The organism is Streptomyces sp. NPDC023481, from assembly GCF_055560195.1.
On sequence record NZ_JBVHJE010000004.1, the window covers coordinates 348,165 to 368,668 of the forward strand.

The window sequence follows — 20,504 nt, forward strand, 5'->3', positions numbered from 1 at the left end:
TTTTCCGCAGTGGCTCATCTCACCGTTCGTCAACCCCTCCTTACGGTCGCGTAGGTCACATCGAAAGGTGAATCATGGTCCGACGTGGCAGACGATTCGGAGAATGACAACGCATCAGTGATCGGGTCGTACGTGGCGGTGGGGGACAGCTTCACCGAGGGCGTCGGCGACCCCGGCCCCGACGGGGCGTTCGTGGGCTGGGCCGACCGCTTCGCGGTCCTGCTCGCCGACCGGCGCCCCGAGGGCGACTTCCAGTACACCAACCTCGCCGTGCGCGGGAAGCTGCTGGACCAGGTCGTGGCCGACCAGCTTCCGCGGGCCGTCGAACTCGCCCCCGACCTGGTCTCCTTCTGTGCGGGCGGCAACGACATCATCCGTCCCGGCACCGACCCGGACGAGGTCGCCGAACGCTTCGAACGCGCCGTGGCCCGGCTGGCCGAGGCCGCCGGCACCGTGCTGGTGACGACCGGCTTCGACACCCGGGGCGTGCCCGTGCTCAAGCATCTGCGGGGCAAGATCGCCACCTACAACGGGCACGTCCGGGCCATCGCCGACCGGTACGGCTGTCCCGTCCTCGACCTGTGGTCCCTGAAGTCCGTGCAGGACCGCAGGGCCTGGGACAACGACCGGCTGCACCTCTCGCCCGAGGGCCACACCCGCGTGGCGCTGCGCGCCGGACAGGCCCTCGGTCTCGACATCCCGGCCGACCCGGAGCAGCCGTGGCCGCCGCTGCCGCCCCGGGGCACGCTGGACATCCGCCGCGACGACGTCCACTGGGCCCGCGAGTACCTCGTCCCCTGGATCGGCCGTCGCCTGCGCGGCGAGTCCTCCGGTGACCACATCACCGCCAAGGGCACCCTGTCCCCGGACGACATCAAGCTGCGCATCGCCTCGGTGGCCTGACCCGGCGCGCGCCCTGGCACCCGTGGGGTGGCGGGGCGCGGTCGGCCCGGCGGCGCGATGCGGGCGGTGCGGTCGCCGTGCCCCTCGGGGGGAGAGAGGCCGGTGCGTTCTCCGTGCCCGTTCGGGGCGGCCCGCGGTCGGGTCAGCGGACCGTTCGGGGCGGGGCGGCCGGTGTTCCCCGGGGGCGTTCGGTCACCGGCTCTGTTCCGTCAACGTCTCCCGGTCCAGGCCCAGTTCACGGGCCAGGGCGTCGTCCACCCACTCCTGGGCGCGGGAGCGTGCCACCGCGCCCGGGTAGGACGTCAGCTGTACCGCGAGGCCGTCCAGCAGGGCGGTCAGCCGCAGTGCCGTACCGGCCGGGTCCGCGCAGGCGAACTCGCCGGCCGCCACACCCTCGGCGATGACCCCGGCGATCGCCGCCTTCCACTGCCGGTCCAGCTCCCGGGTGACCTCGCGCAGCGCGGGCTCGCGCAGGGCCACGGCCCAGCCCTCGATCCACAGCCGCCAGCCCTTGGCCTGCCCGGTCGGCGCGTACCAGCGCACCGCGGCCCGCAGCCGGCGCAGCGCGGTGGTCCGCCGGCCCACGACCTTGCGCAGCCGCGCGAGGTCGTCCTCGGCCGCGTACGCGAACGCGGCCGCGACCAGTTTCTCCTTCGTGGAGAAGTGGTACAGCACCAGCGCGTTGCTCACCCCGAGGGCCGCGGCCACGTCGGCGATCCGCACCGCCGCCACGCCCCGCGCCTCGATCTGCCCGATGGCTGCCCGCAGCAGTTCCTCCCGCCGCTCGGCCACACTCAACCGCACTCTTGCCACGCGCTCACCCTAGTCGCAGTCGATCGCAAGTGAGCGCCACCGGTCGCAGACGATCCCATCCCGTCGGCCGCCACACCGCTGTCACCCAACACCACCCCACCCCGGGTGAGTTCGGCCCCCGCCCGGTCCTCGGCGGCCCGACGTGCGCGCAACGGATCTCCGGAAGCGGCGCGGACGTACCCCTGCCTGCCCGGACTGTCGGACGGGCCGACCATAATGGAGGGCCTCACCCACTCCAGCGGGAGGTACCGTGACCGGTTTGCGTTCCTTGAGCTCCGGGCTCCGCGCGCTGCGGCCCGCGGCCTTCGGCGCGGACCCGGGCGGTGAGCGCATGGCACGCATCCGCCGCTCCCCCCACTTCGCGAACGGTGTCTTCCAGAACCCCGGCGGCCCCGCCCGCACCCGCCCCTCAGGCTCCACCGTGGACCTCGCGAAGGTGTTCCTGGACAAGGACACCCGGCCGTTGCGCGCCCCCAAGGGCACCGTCCCCGTGCACCCCACCACCTTCGCCGAGCTGGCCAAAGCGCCCGCGACGGGACTGCGGCTGACCTGGATGGGCCACTCCAGCGTGCTCGCCGAGATCGACGGCCACCGGGTCCTGTTCGACCCCGTCTGGGGCGAGCGCTGCTCCCCGTTCCCCTTCGCCGGGCCCAAGCGGCTGCACCCGGTGCCGCTGCCGCTGGCCGCGCTCGGCCCGGTCGACGTCGTCGTCATCTCCCACGACCACTACGACCACCTGGACCTGCCCAGCATCAGGGCACTGGCGGGCACGGACACCCTGTTCGCCGTGCCGCTCGGCGTCGGCGCCCACCTGGAGCACTGGGGCGTCCCGGCGGACCGGCTGCGCGAACTGGACTGGCACGAGTCCACCAAGATCGGCGGGCTGACCCTCACCGCCACCCCGGCCCGGCACTTCTGCGGCCGCGGGCTGCGCAACACCCAGCACACCCTCTGGGCGTCCTGGGCCGTCGCCGGTGACGAACACCGGATCTACCACAGCGGTGACACCGGCTACTTCGACGGCTTCAGGGACATCGGCGCCGCGCACGGCCCGTTCGACGCCACCATGATCCAGATCGGCGCGTACAGCGAGTTCTGGCGGGACATCCACATGACCCCCGAGGAGGGCCTGCGCGCCCACCTCGACCTGCAGGGCGGGGCGCCGCACGGCGTGCTGCTGCCGATCCACTGGGGCACCTTCAACCTCGCCCCGCACCCGTGGGCCGAGCCGGGGGAGTGGACGAAGGAGGCCGCCGAGGAGGCCGGCCAGGCGGTGGCCCTGCCCCGGCCCGGTGAGCCCTTCGAACCGGCCGGCAAGCTGCCCGCCGAGGCCTGGTGGCGAGGCGTGTCGGGGGACGTGCGGCGCACCTGGCGCTCGGTCGGCGCCTTCGTCGCGGAGCCGCCCACCCGCGCCGCCGGCAACCACGCGGACTGACCCTCGCCGGGAGGCCGGCGGGACACCCGGACACCCGCGCCACCGCGGACGCGGCCCTCGCCGACCGATAGCCAAAGCGAGCACGTTGCGTGACGACCGCCCCGGGTCGGGGCGGTCGGAGAGGGTGCACCGGGTCCCGACGGCGGCGATCCGGACACGGAGAGAGGGTGCGCGCGCGTCACCCGGAGCCTCGGGGCGCTCCGTCGCTCGTTCCGTTCGCGACCGCTTGTGAGCAGGTCGGATCGATGATGTCGAGAATTCGATCACCCACTCGTCGGTGGTCATGGGACTTTCGTACGACACCTCATACCAGAGCGGGACGCCCCTCGGGAGACTTTGTCAACTGCCCACCGCACATGATGCTGGGGCAACTACTGTGAGTGTCCGTCGGGCGACGCGCCGCCGGAACCACCGGTGCCCTCGGCCGACGCCGTGGTGACGCATGCCCGCATCGACGCATGCCCGCGCGCACCGCACGAGGACACAGGCCCGACGGACAGTACGAGGACGCAGATGTCTCACCTCCGAGCACCGGCCACCCGCGCCGACCGCCGTGAGGGCGGCCGGCACGGGCGGCCGGTCGCCCGACCCGCTCCCGCACTGCCCGATGCCCCGATACGGCCCCAGCTCATGCGGCTCGCCGTGCTGCCGCCCCTCGCTGTCGCGCTCAGCGCCACCGCCGCGGTCGTCTTCAGCGTCCGCTCCACCGGCGCCCGCACCGGCCCCGTCCTGTGGGCCGTGCTCTCCGCGGCGGTCACCGTGGCCGTCGCCGGAATCCTCATCGCCGCCGTGGCCGCCGACCGCGCCGCCCGCTCGGTCGCCGACCGCGTCGACGCGCTCCGCCGCACCGCCGCACGCGGCGAGGCCGACCTGCACGCCCTGGTCGACGCCCTCCGTCAGGGCGAGAAACCGCCGCAGCCCGGGCAGCGCCGCCGGCCGCCCGCGGACGCCGACGACTTCGACCTGCTCGCCGCCGACCTGGCCCGCGCGTACGACGGCGCCGTCACCGCCGTCGTCCGGGCCGCCCAGCTCTCCAGCCGGGCCGGCAGCGAACAGAAGCTGGAGGTGTTCGTCAACCTCGCGCGCCGCCTCCAGTCGCTCGTGCACCGGGAGATCTCGATCCTCGACGACCTCGAGAACGAGATCGAGGACCCCGACCTGCTCAAGGGCCTCTTCCACGTGGACCACCTGGCCACCCGGATCCGGCGGCACGCGGAGAACCTCGCCGTGCTCGGCGGCGCGGTCTCCCGCCGGCAGTGGAGCAACCCGGTCAGCATGACCGAGGTGCTGCGCTCCGCCATCGCCGAGGTCGAGCAGTACTCCCGGGTCAAGCTGGTGCCCCCCGTCGACGGCGAACTGCGCGGGCACGCCGTCGCCGACGTCATCCACCTGCTCGCCGAACTGATCGAGAACGCCACCGTCTTCTCCGCCCCGCACACCCAGGTGCTGCTGCGCGCCAACCTCGTCACCTCCGGGCTCGCCGTGGAGGTCGAGGACCGCGGACTGGGCATGCCCGTCGGCGAGCAGAGCCGGATGAACGCCCTGCTCGCCGACCCCGACCAGGTCAACGTCGCCAGCCTGCTGGCCGACGGCCGCATCGGCCTCTACGTCGTCTCCCAGCTCGCCCGCCGGCACCACATCCATGTGCGGCTGCAGACCAACATCTACGGCGGTGTGCAGGCCGTACTCGTGGTGCCGCAGGCGCTGCTGGGCAACACGCCGGTCGTGCCCGCGGCGGATGCCGGGGCGCCGCAGCAGGCACCGGCGAGCGCGGGTGCGTCCGCGAGCGGGACCGGGGGCGCCGAGGCCGGGGGGGCCGAAGTCGGGGGCGCCCAAGCCGGGGTCGGCCCTGGACGGCGGCGACACGCCCAACGCGGCCCCGGGCGGCGCGGCGCCGAGAGCGGTGCGCACGCACGGCACGGAGCCGTCCCCGCCCCCGGCCCGCTGCCCGTGCGCGGCGCCCAGGAGACGCGGCCCACTCCGGCCGAGGCCGTGCCCGGCGTCAGCGCCGAGGACCGGCGGGTGGTGGAGGCCCACGCGGGCGTGCTGTCCACCCCGCGCGTCGGACCGGTGCGCGGCACCATGGACAAGCCCCAACTGCCGCGCCGGCGCGCTCAGGAGCACATCGTGCCCCAACTGCGCGGCGGCCCCGCCCCCCGCCAGGACTCCGACACCGTCGCCGGCCACGACCCCGGCCTGATGGCCGCCTTCCAACGCGGGATCGGACTCGCCGAGGCCCAGCAGAACCTGGAGTCGGAACAGCCGGAGCAGCCGGAGCAGCCGGAGCAGCCGGGGTACGGGCATATGGGCTCGGCCCCCATGGAGGCCGCGCACATCTCGGGCGTGCACCTCCCGACCGCTGTTCCCGACCCCACCGAACCGGCACGCGTACGCCCCGACCACAGCGGCGGCCTGGAACACATGAGCACCGGCCACATGGGTGCCGGCCACATGGACACCGCCCATATGGACGCTGACGACATGGGTGCCGGCCACATGGGCACCGCCCACATGGGCGCCGACTACAGGGGCGTGGGCCACACAGGCGCGGACCCCACCGTGCCGGGCCACCCGGCACCGCCCCACCAGGCCCCGTCCATCACGGCCCCGCACATCACGGCCCCGGAAGGCACCCCTCCGCCCCCCATACCCCCGGCGCAAGCCCCCGCCGGATGACCGTTCCCGTGGCCCCGCGCCGTACCCCCGTCCCCACCCCCACCCCCAGCGCTCCCGCAGATCTTCGTACCCCAAGGAGTCGATCCACCATGGCGAGCGACGCGCCGACCGTCCCCGCATCCGACCTCGACTGGCTGCTGAGCGGCCTCGTGCAGCGCGTACCGCACACCTCCAGCGCGGTGCTCCTGTCCTGCGACGGGCTGGTGAAGTCCGTGCACGGCCTGGACGCCGACAGCGCCGACCACATGGCGGCCCTGGCCTCCGGCCTGTACTCGCTCGGCCGCAGCGCGGGCGTCCGGTTCGGCGACGGCGGCGAGGTCCGCCAGGTCGTCGTCGAACTGGACTCGACGCTGCTGTTCGTGACCACGGCCGGCTCCGGAACCTGCCTCGCCGTGCTGGCCGGCCGCGAGGCCGACGCGGCGGTGCTCGGCTACGAGATGGCGATGCTGGTCAAGAGCGTCCGCCCCTACCTGGTGACCGCTCCCCGGCAGCACGCCGTCGAATCCACCGCGGCGAGGCCTTGAGCGTGGCCGCAGCCGGCGACGGGCCCTGGCTGGACGACGCGGCGGGGCGGCTGGTGCGGCCGTTCACGGTCAGCAACGGCCGGACCAGACCCAGCATCGCCCTCGACCTGATGTCGCAGGTGATGTCCACCGGCGTCACCCCGCTCGGCTACCTCGGCCCCGAGCACGCCCAGGCACTCGACCTGTGCCGCGCGCCCGTCTCGGTCGCCGAGATCGCCGCCCAGCTGAAACTGCCCGCCGTGGTCACCAAGGTGCTCCTGTCGGACCTCGTCGACTGCGGCGCGCTGACCACCAAGCCGCCCGCGTACCACCACACACCCACCGACCGGTCCCTGCTGGAGGCAGTGCTCGATGGACTACGACGACAGCTGTGACCCGTTCCCGACCGCGCTCAAGATCCTGGTCGCGGGCGGGTTCGGGGTCGGCAAGACCACCTTCGTGGGCGCGGTCAGCGAGATCGCGCCGCTCAGCACGGAGGAGCTGCTCACCACGGTCAGCGTCGGCACGGACAGTCTCGACGGCGTCGAGAACAAGATGGAGACCACGGTCGCCATGGACTTCGGCCGGATCACCCTCGATCCGGGGCACGTGCTGTACCTGTTCGGCACACCCGGGCAGGAGCGGTTCTGGTTCATGTGGGACGAACTGTCCGAAGGCGCGCTCGGCGCGGTGATCCTCGCCGACACCCGGCGCCTGCAGGACTGCTTCGCCGCCGTGGACTTCTTCGAGGAGCGCGGGCTCGGCTTCGTCGTCGCCGTCAACGAGTTCGACGGCGCCCACCGCTACGACCCCGACGAGGTGCGGGCCGCCATCGACCTCGACCCGCGGATCCCGGTCGTGCGCTGCGACGCCCGGATCTCCAGCTCCGGCGTCCAGACCCTGCTCGTCCTCGTACGCCACCTCCTCGCCCACGCCCCGGCGCCCGCGCCCAGCCACGGCGCCCACAGGTGATCCCGCCCTACCGCCCACGGAGCCGCCACATGAGGTACGCCCACCGCCATGGAGCCCGGTCATGAGCTACGAGCCGCCCCGGCCGGTCCGGGGTCTGCTGCTCACGCCCGAGGACAAGGAGGCCCCGGCCCGCGTCCAGCGGCTGCGCCGGCTCGGCCTCGCGGACCGGCCCGACCCGGCGCTCGACGCCTTCGCCGGCCACCTCGCCCAGCTCACCGGCGCGCCCTACGCCATGGTCAACTTCATCGGCGAGGACCACCAGTTCTTCGCGGGCCTGAGCGCCCCCGCCATCGCGCCGGTCGTCCGGGACGACGGCAGCAGAGCCGAGATCGGCCGGGTGCTGCCCCGCGACCATGGTTTCTGCCCCCATGTGGTGGTCCGCCATAAGGCTCTGGTTCTGGAGGACGTCCGCGACTATCCCCGGTTCGCGGGCAACCCGGTCGTCGACGAGTACGGCATCCGCTCCTATCTCGGCGCCCCCCTCATCGACAGCTCCGGCATGGCGCTCGGCACCGTGTGTGCCGCCGACACAGCGGCCCGCGCCTGGGGCCGGCCGGGCCTGGAGACCATCAAGGCGCTCGCCGCCGATCTCGTCGTACGCCTGGAACGCGGCGCGCAGGACGGCCTGCCGATCTGACACGCCGGGAGGGCGTGTAGGAAAGCTGAGGCGCCGGTTAAGAAAAGCTCGATGGACCCCGGCCCGCGCATACGGCAGATTGCAGGGTGATTCCACCCCTCTGACCCGGTGCGGGCTCCTTCGGCGTGCCCGTGGGCCGGGCCTGACTCACAGGAGCCCTAGCGTTGAAGGCGCTCGTCAAGGAGAAGGCGGAGCCGGGACTGTGGCTGACGGACGTCCCGGAGCCCGCCATCGGCCCCGGTGATGTCCTGATCAAGGTCATGCGGACCGGTATCTGCGGCACCGACCTGCACATCCGGGCCTGGGACGGCTGGGCCCAGCAGGCGATCCGCACGCCCCTCGTGCTCGGCCACGAGTTCGTCGGGCAGGTCGTCGAGACCGGCCGGGACGTGACCGACATCCGCATAGGGGACCGGGTCAGCGGCGAGGGCCACCTGGTGTGCGGCAAGTGCCGCAACTGCCTGGCCGGCCGCCGCCACCTGTGCCGGGCCACCGTCGGCCTCGGCGTCGGCCGCGACGGCGCGTTCGCCGAGTACGTCGCCCTGCCCGCGTCCAACGTCTGGGTGCACCGGGTGCCCGTCGACCTCGACGTCGCCGCGATCTTCGACCCGTTCGGCAACGCCGTGCACACGGCGCTCTCCTTCCCGCTGGTCGGCGAGGACGTGCTGATCACCGGTGCCGGCCCGATCGGCCTGATGGCCGCCGCCGTGGCCCGGCACGCGGGCGCCCGCAACGTCGTCATCACCGACGTCAGCGAGGAGCGCCTGGACATCGCCCGCAAGATAGGGGTGAGCCTCGCCCTGAACGTCGCCCGGACGACGATCGCCGACGGACAGCGCGAGCTGGGGCTGCGCGAGGGCTTCGACGTCGGCCTGGAGATGTCCGGGCGGGCCGAGGCCATGCGGGAGATGATCGCCAACATGACCCATGGCGGCAAGATCGCCATGCTCGGCCTGCCCGCCCAGGAGTTCCCGGTCGACTGGGCCCGGATCGTCACCTCGATGATCACCATCAAGGGCATCTACGGCCGTGAGATGTTCGAGACCTGGTACGCGATGTCGGTGCTGCTGGAGGGCGGCCTGGACCTCGCCCCGGTGATCACCGGCCGGTACGGCTACCGCGACTTCGAGGCGGCCTTCGCCGACGCGGCCGGCGGCACCGGTGGCAAGGTCATCCTCGACTGGACCGTGTAACCCCCTTCGACCGCGAGCACCTTCAGGAGAGCCCCCATGTTCGACACCGTCCGCGAGGACCTGCGCGCCACCCTCGACGAGATCCGCGCCGCCGGCCTGCACAAGCCCGAGCGGGTCATCGACACCCCGCAGTCCGCGACCGTCAACGTCTCGGCCGGCGGCCGCCCCGGCGAGGTCCTCAACTTCTGCGCCAACAACTACCTCGGCCTCGCCGACCACCCCGAGGTGGTCGCCGCCGCGCACGCCGCGCTGGACCGCTGGGGTTACGGCATGGCCTCCGTCCGCTTCATCTGCGGCACCCAGGAGGTCCACAAGGAGCTGGAGGGCCGGCTGTCGGCGTTCCTCGGCCAGGAGGACACGATCCTGTACTCCTCCTGCTTCGACGCCAACGGCGGTGTCTTCGAGACCCTGCTCGGCGAGGAGGACGCGGTGATCTCCGACGCCCTCAACCACGCCTCCATCATCGACGGCATCCGGCTGTCCAAGGCCCGCCGTTTCCGCTACGCCAACCGCGACCTCGCCGACCTGGAGGCCAAGCTCAAGGAGGCCTCCGACGCCCGGCGCCGCCTGATCGTCACCGACGGCGTCTTCTCCATGGACGGCTATGTGGCGCCCCTGGCGGAGATCTGCGACCTCGCCGACCGCTACGACGCGATGGTCATGGTCGACGACTCGCACGCCGTCGGCTTCGTCGGCCCGACCGGCCGGGGCACGCCCGAACTGCACGGCGTCATGGACCGGGTCGACATCATCACCGGCACCCTCGGCAAGGCGCTCGGCGGCGCCTCCGGCGGCTATGTCGCCGCCCGCGCCGAGATCGTCGCCCTGCTGCGCCAGCGCTCCCGCCCCTACCTGTTCTCCAACACGCTCGCCCCGGTCATCGCCGCCGCCTCCCTCAAGGTCCTCGACCTGCTGGAGTCGGCCGACGACCTGCGGGTCCGCCTCGCCGAGAACACCGCCCTGTTCCGCCGCCGGATGACCGAGGAGGGGTTCGACGTCCTGCCCGGCGACCACGCCATCGCCCCCGTCATGATCGGTGACGCGGCCGAGGCGGCCCGCATGGCCGAACTGCTGCTGGAACGCGGGGTCTACGTGATCGGCTTCTCCTACCCGGTCGTCCCGCAGGGCCAGGCCCGCATCCGCGTCCAGCTGTCCGCCGCGCACTCCACGGACGACGTCGACCGCGCGGTCGACGCCTTCATCGCGGCACGCGCCGAACTGGAGGCCTGACCAGGGCGGACACCCTGGGATAATGGGGGCATGATCGAGGCGCGGCGGCTCCACATCCTCCGTGCGGTGGCCGACCACCGCACGGTCACGGCGGCGGCGGCCGCGCTCTACCTCACCCCCTCCGCCGTCTCCCAGCAGCTGACCGCACTGGAGCAGGAGACCGGCCACCGCCTGGTCGAGCGCGGCGCCAAGGGCGTACGGCTCACCCCGGCCGGCGAGATCCTGCTCGGCCACACCAACGCGGTCCTCGCCCAGCTGGAGCGGGCCGAGGCCGAGCTGGCCGCCTACGGCTCCGGCGAGGCGGGCACGGTCACCGTGGCGGCCTTCGCGACCGGCATCGCCCAGGTCGTGGCCCCGGCCGTGGCCCGCCTCGCCCACACCGCGCCCGGCATAAGGATCCGCGTGCAGGACGCGGAGGGCGACGCCAGCCTGCCCATGGTGCTGGACCGGCAGGTCGATGTCGCGGTCGCCGTCGAGTACCGGGGCGCCCCGGCCGTCGGCGACCCCCGTCTGACCCATGTGCCGCTGTACGCCGAGCCGTTCGACGCCGTCGTACCGGTGGGGCACCGCCTGGCGGACGCTCCCGAGGTGCCGCTCGCCGAGCTGGCCAAGGACCCCTGGATCGGCCCGTACCCCGGCAACCCCTGTCACGACGTGGTCGTCCTGGCCTGCGAGAGCGCCGGTTTCCAGCCCCGCCTGGAACACTCCTCCGACGACTTCCGGGCCGTCGTCGCCCTGGCTTCGGCCGACGCCGGCGTGGCGCTCGTACCGCGGTCCGCGCTGCGCGGCATGGACCTCGCCGGTGTGGTCGTACGGCCTGTCGACGGTGTCGCCCCGACCCGCCGGGTGTTCGCCGCCGTCCGCCGGGGCGCCGAGGGACACCCGCTGATCCGCCCGGTGCTCCAGGCGCTCGGCGAGGCGGCGCAGGCGTGAGGCGTCCGTGACGGGGGCCGCGCAGGGTGACTGTCAGTGGCAGGGGTTACCTTGCGTGGCATGCCGGATGCAGAAGACGTACGCCGCCTCGCCCTGTCCCTGCCGGACACCACGGAGAAGATCGCCTGGAGCATGCCCACGTTCCGGGTCGCCGGAAAGATGTTCGCGACCCTGCCCGAGGACGAGACGTCCATCGCCGTGCGCTGCCCGAAGGACGAGCGCGACGAACTGGTGCTGGCCGAACCGGAGAAGTTCTGGATCGCCGACCACGAGGCCCAGTTCGCCTGGGTGAGAGCGAGACTGGCCGCGCTGGAGGGCGAGGAGGAGCTGCGGGACATCCTCGCCGACTCCTGGCGCCAGGCCGCTCCGGCCCGACTCCTGGAATCCCACCCCGGGTTGGGCGTCCCGCCCGGGCTCTGAGCACCCCGGTGGGCGGTGTCGTTCCGGGACGTGAGGGGGGCGACCACCGTGCTGATCCAGGTCCCGCCGACGTCCTCCACCGCATCCGCGTCTGCGACGTGACCGGCTCCCTCGCCAGGATGCCGGTCGGCCAGGACCTGGCCGGGGCGCTCGGGGCCGGCCACGTGCGGCCGGCCGCCGGCGCCCTGAGCCTGCTCGGGGCGGCGACCCCGCTCGCCGTCCCGCCGGTACGCGACCTGGTCCGGGCCGATGAGGCCACCGTCCGCCGGCCGCTGGGCAGCCGCGGGAATCACCCGCGCCCCGCCGTCGTCCTCCCGGCGGTGAGGAACCGGCCGATCCGCTCCCGCAGGCTCGCCGCGTCCAGTCCGTGCGCGGCCACGTGCTCCTCGATCGTGCCGTAGCGGCGCAGCTCGCGGCGGCCGACGCCGAGCCCGAGCACCCGGTGCGGCACATCGGCCAGCACCTCGCTCACCGCGCCTGTCGACGTCCCCGCCAGGTACGGCTCGACCAGCACGACGTCCGTGCCCGCCGCCTCCGTCGCCCGGCGCAGCCCGGCCGCGTCGAAGGGCCGTACGGTCGTCGCGTACAGCACGGTCACGTCCAGGCCCTCCGTGGCGGCGAGGACCGTCTCCAGCATCGGCCCGACGGCGACGACCACACCGGAGCGGCCCTCGCGGACCGGGTGGAAGCGCTGCCCGTCCACCGCCCGGCCCTGCCGGTTGGACTGCACGGACAGCCGCACGTACACCCGGTCGTCCCCCGCGGCGACCGCGTGCCGCAGCAGCGTCTCGGCCTCGTCCGGATGCCCGGGCACGTGCACGGTCCAGCCGTCCAGCGTGTCGAGGAGGGCCACGTCACCCGGGGACATGTGCGTGAAGCCACCGGCCGGCCAGTCGAAGGAGGCGGCTGCGCTGACCAGCACCGCGCCCGTGTCCTGGTGCCCCAGATCCAGCTTGAGCTGCTCGAACGGCCGCTCCACGAGGAAGCTGGCGAAGGTGTGCACGACCGGTCGCAGCCCGGTGAGCGCGAGGCCCGCCGCCGTGCCCACCAGCAGCTGCTCGCGGATGCCGACGTTGATCACACGGTCGGGGTGCCGGCGCTCGGCCTCGCGGAAGCCGTCCCGGCCGATCTCGGCCAGGACGACCGCGACCCGTGGATCCTCGTCCAGCAGCCGGGAGACGACGGGGGCGAGACGGTCACGCATGGTGTCCATGGCGGTGTGCCCTTTCATATCGGAACGTAGGGAAATACGAAGACAGGGGCGGGTCAGGCGTTCTTCGGCTCGACGCGGGCCACGACGACCCGCGGCCGGCCGGGGTGCGGCGCGGTGAACGCGTCGTACAGCGCCTCGTGGTCGCGCCCGTCGACGGTGGCCGCGGACCAGCCCGCCGCCTCGAACCGGGCGGCGATCCCGCCGGGCAGCGCGTGGCTCGCGGAGGAGTTGTCGATCACGACGGTGTGCAGCCGGTCGAGACCGGCCGGGCCGGCGAAGGCGATCGCCTCGTGGTTGCTGCCCTCGTCCAGCTCGGCGTCCCCGATCAGCACCCACACCGCCGGGTCGGGCCGGCCCTGCGCCCGCAGGCCCAGCGCGGTGCCCACGGCGATCGGCAGCCCGTGCCCGAGCGACCCGCTGCCGATCTCGGCCCCCGGCACCAGCACCCGGTCCGGGTGGTGCCCGAGCGGGGAGTCGTACGACCCGAAGCCGGGCAGCCAGTCCACCGGCAGGAACCCCTTCGCGGCGAGCACCGCGTAGTACGCCATGGGGCCGTGCCCCTTGCTCAGCAGGAACCGGTCCCGGGCCGGGTCCTCCCGCAGCTCCGGAGCGACCCTGAGCACCCGGTCGTAGAGCACCCACAGCGCGTCGAGCGTGGAGGTGGCCGCCGGGCCGTGCTTCTCGTCGCCGGTCATCATGCCCATCAGCCGGGGCAGGTCGTCATAGCCGTACGTGCGGCCCTGGTCCGTTGCGATCGTCATGCCGATGATCATGCAACCTCAACCGGACTTGAGGTCAACACCGGAAGGCGCGCGCGACCACCGATCCGAGTGCGGTATTGTTTCCCTGCGCGTTGCGACCGGGGAAACCCCAGGTCACACGGCAACGGGACGTGGCGCAGCTTGGTAGCGCACTTGACTGGGGGTCAAGGGGTCGCAGGTTCAAATCCTGTCGTCCCGACTGGAGACAGTCGCAGATCAGGGCCGGTTTCGGAGCTTCCGAAACCGGCCCTCGATCGTTCTCCGGGAGGCCGTTCCCCGAGCGGTGAGGAACTCCGCCCGCGGCGGTCGCGCCGGCCGTGCCCCCCGGGGGGGCGTCAGATCACCACGCCGACATGGGCCAGGGCCTGCTTCAGCAGCACCCCGTGGCCGCCCGGCATCTCGCTCTGCACGGCCGCGGAGGCGGCCTCCTGGGGGCTGAACCAGACGAGGTCCAGCGCGTCCTGGCGGGGCCGGCAGTCCCCGGTCACCGGCACGACGTAGGCGAGGGAGACGGCGTGCTGGCGCGGGTCGTGGTACGGCGTGACGCCGGCGGTCGGGAAGTACTCGGCGACCGTGAACGGCTGGAGTGAGGCGGGGACCCGGGGCAGGGCGACCGGGCCGAGGTCCTTCTCCAGGTGGCGCAGCAGCGCGTCGCGGACCCGCTCGTGGTGCAGGACGCGGCCGGAGACCAGGGTCCGGCTGACGGTGCCGTCCGGGCCGATGCGCAGCAGCAGGCCGACGCTGGTGACTTCACCGCTGTCGTCCACGCGCACGGGCACGGCCTCGACGTACAGGATCGGCATCCGGGCCCTGGCCATGTCCAGTTCGTCCGTGGTCAGCCAGCCGGGCGTGGTTTCGGTCATGTCAGACATTGCTTGATCATACTTTCCGGGTGGGGCGCCCGCCGGGTCGCGGGCACGTTCGGGCAGGGCCGCGTGGACGCCGACGAGTCGAGCCCGGCCGACGCCCCGCGCATCGGTCAGTACGTCCAGCGGTAGGCCGCCGCGACCCGGTCGGGGTCCAGGCCGGCGACGGCCGCCGCCTCGCCGAGCCGTACGGCGGTCACCGCGTCGGCGAGGACCGGGCCCAGCGCGGCCCGCAGCACAGGGTCGGCGCGGAATTCCTCGACGGCCTCGGGCAGGGACCGCGGCAGCCGGCGTACGCCCCGGGCCGCCGCCTCGTCGGGGCCGTAGCGCGCCGGGTCGCCGGTGATCTCCTCGGGCAGGACGCGGGCCGCCGTGAGGCCGTCGACTCCCGCGGCGATCACACAGCCGAGGGCGAGATACGGGTTGGCGGCCAGGTCGACGGGTTTGACCTCCATGTTGGCGTCCTGGTCGTGCCGGCCGGCCGTGCCCGTGATCATGCGCAGGGCGGCCTCGCGGGTCTCGTGGCCCCAGGCGGTGAACACCCCGGCCCACTGGGCGGGCCGCAGCCGCAGATAGCTGGCCGGGCTGGGGGCGGTGACCGCCGTCAGCGCCGGGAGGCGGGCGAGGACACCGGCCGCGAAGGATTCCGCGTCCGCCGTCATGCCGTACCGGCGCTCGCCGCCCGCGTGCAGGTTCACCCCGTCGCGCCAGCAGGACAGGTGCAGGTGTCCGCCGTTGCCGACGCCCTCGGCGGTCACCGCGGGCGCGAACGACACCCTGAGGCCGTGCCGCTGGGTCACCGCCCGGACGGTCTGGCGGACCAGCACACTGAGGTCGGCGGCGGCCACCGGGTCCCGCGCGCCCACCGAGATCTCGAACTGCCCGGGCGCGTACTCGGGGTGCAGCTGGTCGACGTCCACGCCCTGCGCGGCGCACGCGGCCAGCAGATCGGCGGTGTAGTCGCTCAGCCCGACCTGCCGGATCGCGCCGTACGCCGGACCGGAGACCGCCGGGACGAACTCCCCGGCGGGCGCCGAACCGAGTCCGACGGACCACTCGATCTCGATCGCGGCCTTGAAGGCGAGGCCGTGCCGTTCGGCGGCGTCGGTGACGGTCCGGCGCAGGAAGGTCCGGGCGCAGCCGGGATGCCGGGCACCCTCCTGGGTGATCCGGTCCACCGGCGCCCAGGCCCAGCCGGGCTGCGCGGCCAGCACCACCAGCTGGTCGAGGTCCGGGTAGAGTCGCAGGTCGCCGTCGGGGGAGCCGAGGACGTCGGTGGTGACGACGGAGTCGTGGGCGAGGAAGGTGTCGAACACCGGGGACATGCCGACGCCCCGGGACACGGCCGCCTCCAGCCGGGCCGGGGGGATCGTCTTGATCCGGCCGACACCCGCCGTGTCGACGTACGCCAGCACGATCCCGTGGACGCCCCGCGCGGACAGGTCGGCGGTGAGGGCGGCGACCCGGCGCAGGTCGCCGGGACGGCCGCCGGGCACCGGGTCGGCGAAAGTCGTCATACGTCCTCCTCGGCGTGGCCGCGCGGGCGCCCGGCCGCCCCGTCCGGCCGCCGGGGCCCTCGCGCACGCTTCCGGCCGCCCGCCCGGCGAGGCGGTCCGCCCTTCTCACGCGTCCGCCGTCATTGTGCCGCCCGCCGGTCGCGCTGTCCCGGCAACCGGGCACCGTGGGCGGTTCCGGGCACGTGGGACGCATGAGGAACACTGGACCGGTATCCCCGCCCCCGACCGGAAGCAGGACATGCCCGTCACGCCCGCCACCCTCCTGGACACCGCCGGACTGCCCGCCGGCCCCGCAGACATCCGGCTGATCGTCACCGACATGGACGGCACACTGCTGGACGACCACAAGCGGATCCCCGACGGCCTGTGGCCGATGCTCGCCGAACTGCGCCGGCGAGGGGTGCTGTTCAGCCCGGCGAGCGGACGCCAGTACGCGACCCTGCACCGGCAGTTCGCGCGGGTCGCCGAGGGCATGGTGTTCATCGCGGAGAACGGCACGTACGTGGTCCGCGACGGCGTGGAGCTCAGCTCGGACCCGCTCGACGGGTCCGCCGTCGCCGGGCTGGTCCGGACGGTACGGCGGCTGGTGGCGGACGGCGCGGACGTCGGCGCCGTGGTCTGCGGCAAGCGGGCGGCGTACGTCGAGCGGACCGACGAGGCGTTCCTGTCGGAGGTGCGCACGTACTACGTCGAGCACCGGATCGTCGAGGACGTCACCGCGGTCGACGACGACGTGATCAAGGTCGCGCTGTTCGACTTCGGCTCCGCCGAGCACAGCACCGCCCCGGCCCTCGCGGAGTTCGCCGGCACCCACCAGGTCGTGGTCTCCGGCGCGCACTGGGTGGACGTGATGAACCGCACCGCCGACAAGGGCGCCGCCCTGCGCGGCCTCCAGCGGACGCTCGGCATCACCCCGGCGCAGACCATGGTCTTCGGTGACTACCTGAACGACCTGGAGATGCTCGACGCCGCCGAGTGGTCCTTCGCCATGGCCGGCGCGCACCCCGAGGTGATCCGCAGGGCCCGCCACCTGGCCCCGTCCAACAACGACGCGGGCGTGCTGCGCACCATAGCCCACGTGCTCGGCCTGCGGGGCGGCCCGGAGAGCTGAGTGGCGGCCCGGCTCAGGGCTTCAGCGCGACCCCGCCGTACAGCGAGATCGGCTCGTCGGGCGTGCTCTCGGGCCGCCACCGTGCCACGGAGACGATCCCGGGCTCCAGCAGCTCCAGCCCCTCGAAGAACGTGCCCACTTCGGCGTGCGAGCGGGCGACCAGGGTGACCCCGCCGGCCGCGTAGGCCGCGATGCCCTTCTCGACGTTCTCGGGTTCGAAGTCGGCGGTCATCGTGGACAGCACCAGGCAACTGCCCGGTGCCAGCGCGCCGACGAGGGTGTCCACCAGGTCGTGGGCGCCGTCCTCGTCGGCGATGAAGTGGAGCAGGGCGATGAGGGAGAGGGCCACCGGGCGCTCGAGGTCCAGGACGCGGGCGGCCTGTTCCAGGATGCGCTGCGGATCGCGGGCGTCGGCCTGGACGTACTCCGTGACGCCCTCGGGGGTGCCGCGCAGCAGCGCGCCGGCGTGGGCCAGCACGATGGGGTCGTTGTCGACGTAGACGACGCGGGCGTCCGGGGCCACCGACTGGGCGATCTGGTGCAGGTTCGGTTCGGTCGGGATGCCGGTGCCGATGTCCAGGAACTGGCGGATGCCCCGCTCCCCGGCCAACGCCCGGGTGGTGCGGTGCATGAAGGCCCGGTTGGCGCGGGCGGCCTTCTGCGCGCCCGCGTCGATGCCGGCGATCCGCCGGCCCAGTTCCTCGTCGACCGGGTAGTTGTCCTTGCCGCCGAGGAACCAGTCGTACACCCGGGCCGGATGCGGCCGCGTGGTGTCGATGGTGTCCTGGATCTGCCGGCCCGTCCCCGTCACGTGCTGCTCCTCCACCCGTCCGGTCCCGGCGGTCGGTCCGGGACGTGCGGGGAGCAGTCTGACACGATCACGCGGCGCGTCGCAGGCAGTCTTCGGCCACCTGTTTGTCGAGCGCCGCCCGCACCAACGCGGCGGCCAGCACGGCCGGTTCGGTGTCCCCGGCCAGCCCGGCCAGGGTGCGGGGGTCCTCGGGCAGGCCGAGCCGCCCGGCGCCGGAGAGGGCCTTGCCGTCCAGGTAGGGCGCGATGTCGGGCCACACCCCCTGCGCCTCGCGCAGGAAGATGTCGGCGCCGGCCGGTCCGATGCCCGGCTCCTCCTGGAGCAGCTGCCCGAGCGTGCCGGGGTCGCCCTCCGCCTCCCGGTGCAGCCGGCGCAGGTCCCCGCCCCAGCGCTCGGTCAACAACTGGGCGCCCTCACCGAGTTGGGTGGCCGTACGCTCGTCGTACCGGCGGTAGCCGCCCCGGCCGAGCGCGTCCACCCGCCGCTGCCAGCCGGCCTCGGCCATCCGGCGGGGGCTGTCCAGGTGGTCCTCGTGCAGGGCCCGGGCGGCGGCCACCGCGACCGAGGCCCGGATCCGGGCGCTCAGCAGCAGTGACAGCACCAGCAGTCGGTACAGCGGCTGGGGGGTGTCCTTCAGGCGGATGCCCGCCTCCTCGGCGTACGTCCGCCCGTACCCGGACACCAGCTCGTGCACGACCCGTTCGTCGCGGTTCATGTCCGCACCGGCTACGGCTTGAGCGGGTCGTGGCCCAGCGTCATCAGCCGGTGCCGCCGGCGGGTGTCCTCGGGCGTGGACTCCGGCTCGGGCTCGTTCTCCGGGTCGGCCAGCTCGTCGACGGTGTCGACGACCCTGTACATCACCCGGACGTCGTCGTCGGTGAGGTCGGTACGGCGCTTCTGCAGGATGGCGAGGACGTGCTGCCCGGTGGGCGTGCCCGCCTCCTGCGGCAGCGGTTCCGCGTCCTCGTCGGCGTCCCGGACCCGCAGCCAGGCGGCGAGTTCGGCCGAGGTCATGTTCACCGCGCGGTGGAAGTCCTCCCACAGCGCCTCGATCTCCAGGGCGTCGGGCATGGCTCTGCCCCTTTCGTGCGGGAGTGGGTGTCCTAGCGCGCGGCGTCGTCGCGCGCGTGGTTCTCGGCCTGGAACATCCAGCGCTGCTTCTCCAGGTCGGCGGTGATCGAGATCAGCAGGTCCTGGGTGACCGGGTCGGCCTTCTCGGTCGCCTCGATCCGCTCGCGCAGCCGGTGGACGGCCTGCTCCAGCGTCGACACCATCAGCTCGACCACCTCGGTGTCGCGCAGCCAGCCGTCCTTGGTGCCGGGCAGCGCGAAGGTGGCGGCGACGGTCTCCGGCCGGCCGTCCGGCGAAACGCCCAGCGCGGCGGCGCGCTCGGCCACTGTGTCCGAGTGGTCCCGGGCCGTCGCGACCACCTCGTCCAGCTGGAGGTGGATCGACCGGAACCGGGGTCCGACGATGTTCCAGTGCGCCTGCTTGCCGATCAGCGACAGGCCGAGCAGGTCGACCAGGGTCTCCTGCAGGGCGGTCCCGGTGACGCCGAGCGCCTCCTCGGGCAGCGTGCTCTTGACCACGGTCATGGTGCGTACGTCCCCTTTCGTGAGCTGTGCACGGTCATGTCCGTCGGAGCGGGTGCCCGCTGCCCTGAGGGGCAAACCGGCTGATCAGCGGGGCAGCACCCGGTCCAGGAAGGCCAGCGTCACGGCGAGGACGTCCGCCTTGCACGTCTCGTGGAACACCTCGTGCCGCGCCCCCGCGAAGATCCGCTCCGTGTGCCGCCCGCCGCCCAGCCGCTCCACCCCCACCCGGCTTCCCGCCAGTGGCACCAGCTGGTCGTCGTCGCCGTGCAGCCACAGCAGCGGCAGCCGGCCGACCTCACCGCCCCGGGCCACGGTGTCGAGGGTCCGGGCGAACGCCTCCAGCGTCGGCCGCTTCATGGGGCCGTGCCAGACCAGCGGATCGGCGGCGTACGCGGCGCCCACGGCGGGGTCCCGGGACAGCGCGGCCGGGCTGATCGGCACGTCCGGGATCTCCTCCATCCCGAGCAGTCGCCCGGGCAGCTCCCAGGCGCCGATCACCGGGCCGGACAGGACCAGCGCGCTCAGCTCGTCGCCGTACCGCTGCGCGTAGCGGGCCGCGACCAGTCCGCCCATGGAGTGACCCACCATGACCAGGGGCAGGCCGGGGTGGGCGGCGCGGGCCAGTTCCGCCGCCGCGTGCACGTCCGTGACCACGTCCTCGAAGTCCTCGATCAGCACCCGCTCGCCGGCCGAGCGGCCGTGGCCGGCGTGGTCGGGCGCGTACACGGCGGCGCCGTGCTCGGTGAGCACGCCGGCCAGTTCCGCGTACCGGCCGGCGTGCTCGCCGTAGCCGTGCACCAGGAGGGCCAGCCGGCGGGGGGCCGGGTGCGGCCACTCGTGGACGACGAGGGGGCCGTGGGTGCCGTCGAGGGTGTGCTCGCGGGCGTGGGGCATCTCTCCTCCAGTTGCCTCGGT

Annotated in this window: 22 protein-coding genes and 1 tRNA gene; 13 read left to right on the top strand and 10 right to left on the bottom strand. The window is 73.6% G+C overall.

Features of this window, described 5'->3' with window-relative positions; translation table 11 throughout:
* The first annotated feature begins 117 nt into the window (after nucleotides 1-117).
* Complete coding sequence (locus ACZ3ZD_RS11700; RefSeq protein ID WP_467395825.1) at nucleotides 118-903, top strand: SGNH/GDSL hydrolase family protein; 786 nt, start codon at nucleotides 118-120, stop codon at nucleotides 901-903.
* Nucleotides 904-1,095: 192 nt separating this feature from the next.
* Here ACZ3ZD_RS11700 and ACZ3ZD_RS11705 read toward each other — a convergent pair whose 3' ends face one another.
* The gene (locus tag ACZ3ZD_RS11705) at nucleotides 1,096-1,716 is read right to left on the bottom strand and encodes a TetR/AcrR family transcriptional regulator (RefSeq protein WP_467395591.1); all 621 of its coding nucleotides are present in this window, start codon (nucleotides 1,714-1,716) and stop codon (nucleotides 1,096-1,098) included.
* 250 nt (nucleotides 1,717-1,966) lie between these two features.
* Between ACZ3ZD_RS11705 and ACZ3ZD_RS11710 the strand changes: the two genes are divergently transcribed.
* The 10 genes from ACZ3ZD_RS11710 (at nucleotide 1,967) to ACZ3ZD_RS11755 (ending at nucleotide 11,715) form a co-directional block, all read left to right on the top strand.
* Nucleotides 1,967-3,151 carry an MBL fold metallo-hydrolase gene (locus ACZ3ZD_RS11710; protein WP_467395592.1) on the top strand — a complete coding sequence of 395 codons (1,185 nt, stop codon included), beginning with the start codon at nucleotides 1,967-1,969 and terminating at the stop codon, nucleotides 3,149-3,151.
* A 513-nt stretch (nucleotides 3,152-3,664) separates the two neighbouring features.
* Nucleotides 3,665-5,827, top strand: coding sequence for a sensor histidine kinase (locus tag ACZ3ZD_RS11715; protein ID WP_467395593.1), 2,163 nt, complete (start codon nucleotides 3,665-3,667; stop codon nucleotides 5,825-5,827).
* 89 nt (nucleotides 5,828-5,916) lie between these two features.
* Nucleotides 5,917-6,351, top strand: coding sequence for a roadblock/LC7 domain-containing protein (locus tag ACZ3ZD_RS11720; RefSeq protein WP_467395594.1), 435 nt, complete (start codon nucleotides 5,917-5,919; stop codon nucleotides 6,349-6,351).
* 2 nt (nucleotides 6,352-6,353) lie between these two features.
* Complete coding sequence (locus tag ACZ3ZD_RS11725) at nucleotides 6,354-6,725, top strand: DUF742 domain-containing protein (protein ID WP_467395595.1); 372 nt, start codon at nucleotides 6,354-6,356, stop codon at nucleotides 6,723-6,725.
* On the top strand, nucleotides 6,703-7,302 hold the full coding sequence (locus ACZ3ZD_RS11730) for a GTP-binding protein (RefSeq protein WP_467395596.1): 600 nt from the start codon (nucleotides 6,703-6,705) through the stop codon (nucleotides 7,300-7,302). The genes ACZ3ZD_RS11725 and ACZ3ZD_RS11730 overlap by 23 nt, the downstream gene beginning before the upstream one ends.
* Nucleotides 7,303-7,363: 61 nt before the next feature.
* Nucleotides 7,364-7,939, top strand: a complete 576-nt coding sequence (locus tag ACZ3ZD_RS11735; protein WP_467395597.1) for a GAF domain-containing protein — start codon at nucleotides 7,364-7,366, stop codon at nucleotides 7,937-7,939.
* A gap of 164 nt (nucleotides 7,940-8,103) precedes the next feature.
* Entirely contained in the window at nucleotides 8,104-9,132 is a 1,029-nt protein-coding gene (gene tdh, locus ACZ3ZD_RS11740) for an L-threonine 3-dehydrogenase (protein WP_467395598.1), read from the top strand.
* Between the two features lie 36 nt (nucleotides 9,133-9,168).
* Complete coding sequence (locus ACZ3ZD_RS11745) at nucleotides 9,169-10,362, top strand: glycine C-acetyltransferase (RefSeq protein ID WP_467395599.1); 1,194 nt, start codon at nucleotides 9,169-9,171, stop codon at nucleotides 10,360-10,362.
* A 30-nt stretch (nucleotides 10,363-10,392) separates the two neighbouring features.
* Nucleotides 10,393-11,295 carry a LysR family transcriptional regulator gene (locus tag ACZ3ZD_RS11750; protein WP_467395600.1) on the top strand — a complete coding sequence of 301 codons (903 nt, stop codon included), beginning with the start codon at nucleotides 10,393-10,395 and terminating at the stop codon, nucleotides 11,293-11,295.
* 60 nt (nucleotides 11,296-11,355) lie between these two features.
* Nucleotides 11,356-11,715 (top strand): MmcQ/YjbR family DNA-binding protein, encoded by a 360-nt coding sequence (locus ACZ3ZD_RS11755; protein ID WP_467395601.1) that lies wholly within the window; start codon nucleotides 11,356-11,358, stop codon nucleotides 11,713-11,715.
* Nucleotides 11,716-12,004: 289 nt separating this feature from the next.
* On the opposite strand, the gene ACZ3ZD_RS11760 is transcribed toward ACZ3ZD_RS11755, so the two are convergent.
* Both ACZ3ZD_RS11760 and ACZ3ZD_RS11765 read right to left on the bottom strand, forming a co-directional pair.
* The gene (locus ACZ3ZD_RS11760; RefSeq protein WP_467395602.1) at nucleotides 12,005-12,928 is read right to left on the bottom strand and encodes a transketolase family protein; all 924 of its coding nucleotides are present in this window, start codon (nucleotides 12,926-12,928) and stop codon (nucleotides 12,005-12,007) included.
* 53 nt (nucleotides 12,929-12,981) lie between these two features.
* Nucleotides 12,982-13,689, bottom strand: coding sequence for a transketolase (locus ACZ3ZD_RS11765; protein WP_467395603.1), 708 nt, complete (start codon nucleotides 13,687-13,689; stop codon nucleotides 12,982-12,984).
* Nucleotides 13,690-13,814: 125 nt separating this feature from the next.
* Between ACZ3ZD_RS11765 and ACZ3ZD_RS11770 the strand changes: the two genes are divergently transcribed.
* Nucleotides 13,815-13,888: transfer RNA gene (locus ACZ3ZD_RS11770), tRNA-Pro, on the top strand.
* A 136-nt stretch (nucleotides 13,889-14,024) separates the two neighbouring features.
* Here ACZ3ZD_RS11770 and ACZ3ZD_RS11775 read toward each other — a convergent pair.
* Together ACZ3ZD_RS11775 and ACZ3ZD_RS11780 are read right to left on the bottom strand one after the other, a co-directional pair.
* Nucleotides 14,025-14,552: an NUDIX hydrolase family protein gene (locus ACZ3ZD_RS11775; protein WP_467395826.1), complete on the bottom strand. Its 528-nt coding sequence runs from the start codon at nucleotides 14,550-14,552 to the stop codon at nucleotides 14,025-14,027.
* A gap of 116 nt (nucleotides 14,553-14,668) precedes the next feature.
* Entirely contained in the window at nucleotides 14,669-16,072 is a 1,404-nt protein-coding gene (locus ACZ3ZD_RS11780; RefSeq protein ID WP_467395604.1) for a type I glutamate--ammonia ligase, read from the bottom strand.
* A 238-nt stretch (nucleotides 16,073-16,310) separates the two neighbouring features.
* Here ACZ3ZD_RS11780 and ACZ3ZD_RS11785 point away from each other — a divergent pair, with 238 nt between their 5' ends.
* Nucleotides 16,311-17,183 (top strand): Cof-type HAD-IIB family hydrolase, encoded by an 873-nt coding sequence (locus tag ACZ3ZD_RS11785; RefSeq protein WP_467395605.1) that lies wholly within the window; start codon nucleotides 16,311-16,313, stop codon nucleotides 17,181-17,183.
* 13 nt (nucleotides 17,184-17,196) lie between these two features.
* On the opposite strand, the gene ACZ3ZD_RS11790 is transcribed toward ACZ3ZD_RS11785, so the two are convergent.
* The 5 genes from ACZ3ZD_RS11790 to ACZ3ZD_RS11810 all read right to left on the bottom strand — a co-directional run bounded on the left by ACZ3ZD_RS11790 (nucleotide 17,197) and on the right by ACZ3ZD_RS11810 (nucleotide 20,483).
* Entirely contained in the window at nucleotides 17,197-17,994 is a 798-nt protein-coding gene (locus tag ACZ3ZD_RS11790; protein WP_467395606.1) for an SAM-dependent methyltransferase, read from the bottom strand.
* 67 nt (nucleotides 17,995-18,061) lie between these two features.
* Complete coding sequence (locus ACZ3ZD_RS11795; RefSeq protein WP_467395607.1) at nucleotides 18,062-18,709, bottom strand: endonuclease; 648 nt, start codon at nucleotides 18,707-18,709, stop codon at nucleotides 18,062-18,064.
* 11 nt (nucleotides 18,710-18,720) lie between these two features.
* A complete protein-coding gene (locus ACZ3ZD_RS11800) occupies nucleotides 18,721-19,065 on the bottom strand; it encodes a DUF3140 domain-containing protein (RefSeq protein WP_467395608.1) in 345 nt (114 codons plus the stop codon).
* 32 nt (nucleotides 19,066-19,097) lie between these two features.
* Nucleotides 19,098-19,589, bottom strand: a complete 492-nt coding sequence (locus tag ACZ3ZD_RS11805) for a Dps family protein (RefSeq protein WP_467395609.1) — start codon at nucleotides 19,587-19,589, stop codon at nucleotides 19,098-19,100.
* An 84-nt stretch (nucleotides 19,590-19,673) separates the two neighbouring features.
* Complete coding sequence (locus ACZ3ZD_RS11810) at nucleotides 19,674-20,483, bottom strand: alpha/beta hydrolase (protein ID WP_467395610.1); 810 nt, start codon at nucleotides 20,481-20,483, stop codon at nucleotides 19,674-19,676.
* Nucleotides 20,484-20,504: the final 21 nt, after the last annotated feature.

What these genes read in the sequence shown, in the direction of transcription:
- ACZ3ZD_RS11715 (WP_467395593.1), top strand. Translation starts at nt 3,665, where the DNA reads ATGTCTCACCTCCGAGCACCGGCCACCCGCGCCGACCGCCGTGAGGGC.
- ACZ3ZD_RS11720 (WP_467395594.1), top strand. Translation starts at nt 5,917, where the DNA reads ATGGCGAGCGACGCGCCGACCGTCCCCGCATCCGACCTCGACTGGCTG.
- ACZ3ZD_RS11730 (WP_467395596.1), top strand. Translation starts at nt 6,703, where the DNA reads ATGGACTACGACGACAGCTGTGACCCGTTCCCGACCGCGCTCAAGATC.
- ACZ3ZD_RS11735 (WP_467395597.1), top strand. Translation starts at nt 7,364, where the DNA reads ATGAGCTACGAGCCGCCCCGGCCGGTCCGGGGTCTGCTGCTCACGCCC.
- ACZ3ZD_RS11745 (WP_467395599.1), top strand. Translation starts at nt 9,169, where the DNA reads ATGTTCGACACCGTCCGCGAGGACCTGCGCGCCACCCTCGACGAGATC.
- ACZ3ZD_RS11750 (WP_467395600.1), top strand. Translation starts at nt 10,393, where the DNA reads ATGATCGAGGCGCGGCGGCTCCACATCCTCCGTGCGGTGGCCGACCAC.
- ACZ3ZD_RS11755 (WP_467395601.1), top strand. Translation starts at nt 11,356, where the DNA reads ATGCCGGATGCAGAAGACGTACGCCGCCTCGCCCTGTCCCTGCCGGAC.
- ACZ3ZD_RS11760 (WP_467395602.1), bottom strand. Translation starts at nt 12,928, where the DNA reads ATGGACACCATGCGTGACCGTCTCGCCCCCGTCGTCTCCCGGCTGCTG.
- ACZ3ZD_RS11765 (WP_467395603.1), bottom strand. Translation starts at nt 13,689, where the DNA reads ATGACGATCGCAACGGACCAGGGCCGCACGTACGGCTATGACGACCTG.
- ACZ3ZD_RS11775 (WP_467395826.1), bottom strand. Translation starts at nt 14,552, where the DNA reads ATGACCGAAACCACGCCCGGCTGGCTGACCACGGACGAACTGGACATG.
- ACZ3ZD_RS11780 (WP_467395604.1), bottom strand. Translation starts at nt 16,072, where the DNA reads ATGACGACTTTCGCCGACCCGGTGCCCGGCGGCCGTCCCGGCGACCTG.
- ACZ3ZD_RS11785 (WP_467395605.1), top strand. Translation starts at nt 16,311, where the DNA reads ATGCCCGTCACGCCCGCCACCCTCCTGGACACCGCCGGACTGCCCGCC.
- ACZ3ZD_RS11795 (WP_467395607.1), bottom strand. Translation starts at nt 18,709, where the DNA reads ATGAACCGCGACGAACGGGTCGTGCACGAGCTGGTGTCCGGGTACGGG.
- ACZ3ZD_RS11800 (WP_467395608.1), bottom strand. Translation starts at nt 19,065, where the DNA reads ATGCCCGACGCCCTGGAGATCGAGGCGCTGTGGGAGGACTTCCACCGC.
- ACZ3ZD_RS11805 (WP_467395609.1), bottom strand. Translation starts at nt 19,589, where the DNA reads ATGACCGTGGTCAAGAGCACGCTGCCCGAGGAGGCGCTCGGCGTCACC.
- ACZ3ZD_RS11810 (WP_467395610.1), bottom strand. Translation starts at nt 20,483, where the DNA reads ATGCCCCACGCCCGCGAGCACACCCTCGACGGCACCCACGGCCCCCTC.